This window comes from Nocardiopsis lucentensis DSM 44048 (assembly GCF_000341125.1).
GTDB lineage: Bacteria > Actinomycetota > Actinomycetes > Streptosporangiales > Streptosporangiaceae > Nocardiopsis > Nocardiopsis lucentensis.
This window is the reverse complement of sequence record NZ_ANBC01000149.1, coordinates 1-3,099: the sequence shown is the minus strand read 5'-3', so window position 1 is coordinate 3,099 and position 3,099 is coordinate 1. Positions and strand designations below refer to the sequence as shown.

Here is a 3,099-nt window from a genome sequence, read left to right as displayed (position 1 = left end):
GGGTGTGCGTGGCGGATCGGGTCGCCGGTCAGCTGGTGAAGTGGGTGGCCAGGGCCTGCCACAGGTCGGCGGGGGGCATGATCACCAGGAGGGGGACGGCGGAGACGACCAGTGCGGTGGTGAAGCCGATCGCGGCGATCGTGCGGCGCAGGATCAGGGCGGTGACGGCGGAGGCGGCGGGTACGGCCAGCGCCATGATCAGGACCCATACCAGGCCGTTGCCGATGTCGGTGACCACGTCGGCGGGTGGTCCGCCGGGGGTGGACAGGGCGGCGGTCTGGGCGTTTGTGACGACGAGGACGAGGTTGACCAGGGCCAGCGGGGTGCCCAGGAGCCAGAGCAGGGTGAGGACGACCCACAGGGCGGTGACGCGGCGGTCGGGTGGGTCGTCGATGACCACGGGGGTGCGGCTGACGGTGCGCTCGCGCGGGGTGGCGCCCCGGTCGCTGGCGGGTGTGGGCCAGGGCGTCGCGCGGCGGGGTTTGCGGCGTTGGCGTTTCTTGGGTGACACGGGTGGGTCCTTGGTCGGTGGTGCTCGTCGTCCCTGGTGAGGGGGAAGCCTACCCGCCCCGCCCGGACAGGTGGATGACGGTGACGAACACGATCGGCCAGACGAGCAGGGCCAGTGACCACAGGGCGGCGCGGCGGTCTCCGGCGACGGTGGCCACGGCGGCGGCGAGGAAGGGCAGGCCCACGGCGGCGCCGAAGGCGAGGGTGAACCATTCGGCGGCCGAGCCGTCGTGGGCGGAGGCGCGCACGCCCATGAGGTATCCGGCGGGGCCGAGTACCAGGGTGGCCAGGGCCAGGATGGCCAGGACGACGCGGATGCCGGTGGGGTGGCGGGTGTTGTGGCCACCGCTGGGAGCGGAAGGTCGGTCAGACACGGGGGCCGTGGTGCCTTTCGAGCGTGTGGCGGGCCAGGGCGGTGATGGGAGGAGGCATACCGGGTCGACGGGCGCCCGGGTAGGTGGTGCCGGGGACCGGTGTGCTGTGTAAAACGTACTCCACGTGCGGGGTGTCCGGAACCGTGCGCGGTGGGGGTGGGGGGCGTGCTTCCGCGGCTGGTGTCCGGCGTGGGGGGGGGGGGCCGTGTCGGAGGCGTTCGCGGGCCCTGCCTCAAGGGTGGGGCCAGGGGCGGGCGCCCTTGGTCAGGCGGGTGAATCCGGCCAGCAGGCGCAGTTCGTCGATGGTGCGCGGTGTGGTGGTGAGCAGGTCGGGTGAGTGGACCACGGCGGCCAGGAGTTGGGCGCGCGACAGGGCCACGTTGAGGCGGTTGCGGTCCAGGACGAAGGCGGGGCCGCGGCTGGTGTCGGCGGCGTTGGAGGTGGTCATGGAGCAGATGACGGCGGCGGCCTCCTGTCCCTGGAACCGGTCGACGGTGCCCACGCGGATGCCGTCGAGGGCGGGGGTGTGGCGGGCGGCGTCGGCCAGGGCGCGGCGCAGGGCGCGCACTTGGAGGTTGTAGGGGGCCACGACGAGGATGTCGGCGCCGGTCAGGGGGCGCGGGTCGTGGTCGGGGCCGGGGGTGAGGCGGTGGCCGACCAGGGTGGTGGCGATGGCCAGGACGGCGTCGACCTCCTCGGGGCTGTGGGTGGTGCGGCCGGTGTGGGCGACCGGGTGGGTGTACACGCCGGGTTCGGGGCCGGTGAGGGTGCGGTGGGTGGTGGTGGGGTGGGCGTGGAGGCGGCCTTGGTAGGACAGTTCGGAGACGGTGCGGCACACGGCTGGGTGCATGCGGCGGGTCTGGTCGAGGAAGTAGCCACGTTTGGGGTCGATGATGGGGTCGGTGCCCATGAGGTGTTGCAGGGCGGAGGCGTCGGCGCCCTCGCCGTGGGTGCCTTGGACGACCTGGGGCAGTTGTTGGGGGTCGCCGAGCAGGACGAGGTTGTGGGCGGCGGCGGAGACGGCCAGGGTGTCGGCCAGGGCGAACTGTCCGGCCTCGTCGATGATGAGCACGTCCAGGGGGTCGGCGACCATGGCGGCGTTGGTCATGGCCCATGCGGTGCCGCCGATGAGGACGGGGTGGCCCTGGTCGGTGTGCTGGGTGCGCCAGCGGGCCAGGGCTTGGGGGTTGGCGGGTTGTTCCCAGGGCAGGTCGGCCTCGGCGGCGTCCTTGCCTCGGCCTTTGGCGCGTTTGGCGGCGGGTAGGTCGACTCCGGCGGCTTCGGCGGCGGCCAGGGCGGCGCCCATGACGTTCTCGACGGCTTTGTGGCTGGTGGAGCACACGCCGATGGTGCGGCCCTGGCGGGCCAGGTGGGTGATGAGCTGGGCGGCCAGGTAGGTCTTCCCGGCGCCGGGCGGGCCCTGGACGGCCAGGTAGGAGTGGTCCAGGGCGTCGACGGCGGCGATGGTGGCGGCGATCGGGTCGTGGCCGGTGGTGTGGGGGTCGGGCAGGGGGCCGCCGTGGGTGAGGCGGGGCGGGCGGCGGCGTAGGACGTCCAGGCCTGGGTGGCGGGGCCATTCGGGGAGGTCGTCCACGGCGGTGCGGGCGACGAGTTCGAGGGCGCCGTCCTTGGGTTGGGCGTTGACGGGGGCGCCGGGCAGGACGGCCACGGGTGGGCGGGAGTAGGTGGCGTCGGGGTCGCAGGTCTCGGTGAGGGTGAGGCGGTCGGGTTCGGCGTGGGTGACGGTGGCCGTGGTGGTGGTCGCGGCCTGGCCGGGGGCGCCGGGGTAGAGCAGGTGGGTGTCCTGGCCGGTGGTGAAGGGGTGGGGGTGGGCGGTGTCCAGGCGTAGGGCGATTTCGCGGCGGGACTTGCGTTGGCGGCCGGTGGGTTCGACCCACTCCCCCGCCTGGACGCGCCAGGGCACGACGCAGTCGGTGTCGGTCTCCAGATCGGTCAGGGGCGCGTTGGCGCGGCGGTAGTGCTCGCGCCAGGGCGGGAGGGCCTCGCGCTGGTAGTAGCCGACCAGGGCGGCCAGGGTGGCGCGGGCGTGGTGGTGGTCGTCGCGGTCGTGGGCGGTGGTGGGGACCGCTTCGAGCAGGGGTGTGGTCAGGGCGTCCTGGCGGGCCTGCTTCTCGGCGCGTTTGCGGGCGCGTTCGGTGTCGGTCTCGGACAGTTCGGTCTGGATGAGGGGGCGGTCGGTGATGCCCTGGGCGGT

Annotated in this window: 3 protein-coding genes; all 3 read right to left on the bottom strand. The window is 73.8% G+C overall.

Annotated elements, in window-relative coordinates; all coding sequences use genetic code 11:
- Nucleotides 1-28 precede the first annotated feature (28 nt).
- Nucleotides 29-511: a hypothetical protein gene (locus tag D471_RS0105105; protein WP_017597633.1), complete on the bottom strand. Its 483-nt coding sequence runs from the start codon at nucleotides 509-511 to the stop codon at nucleotides 29-31.
- A 49-nt stretch (nucleotides 512-560) separates the two neighbouring features.
- The gene (locus D471_RS0105100) at nucleotides 561-884 is read right to left on the bottom strand and encodes a hypothetical protein (RefSeq protein WP_017597632.1); all 324 of its coding nucleotides are present in this window, start codon (nucleotides 882-884) and stop codon (nucleotides 561-563) included.
- A gap of 232 nt (nucleotides 885-1,116) precedes the next feature.
- Nucleotides 1,117-3,099 (bottom strand): DEAD/DEAH box helicase (locus tag D471_RS0105095; RefSeq protein WP_017597631.1); only part of this gene is annotated, 1,983 nt, incomplete at its 5' end.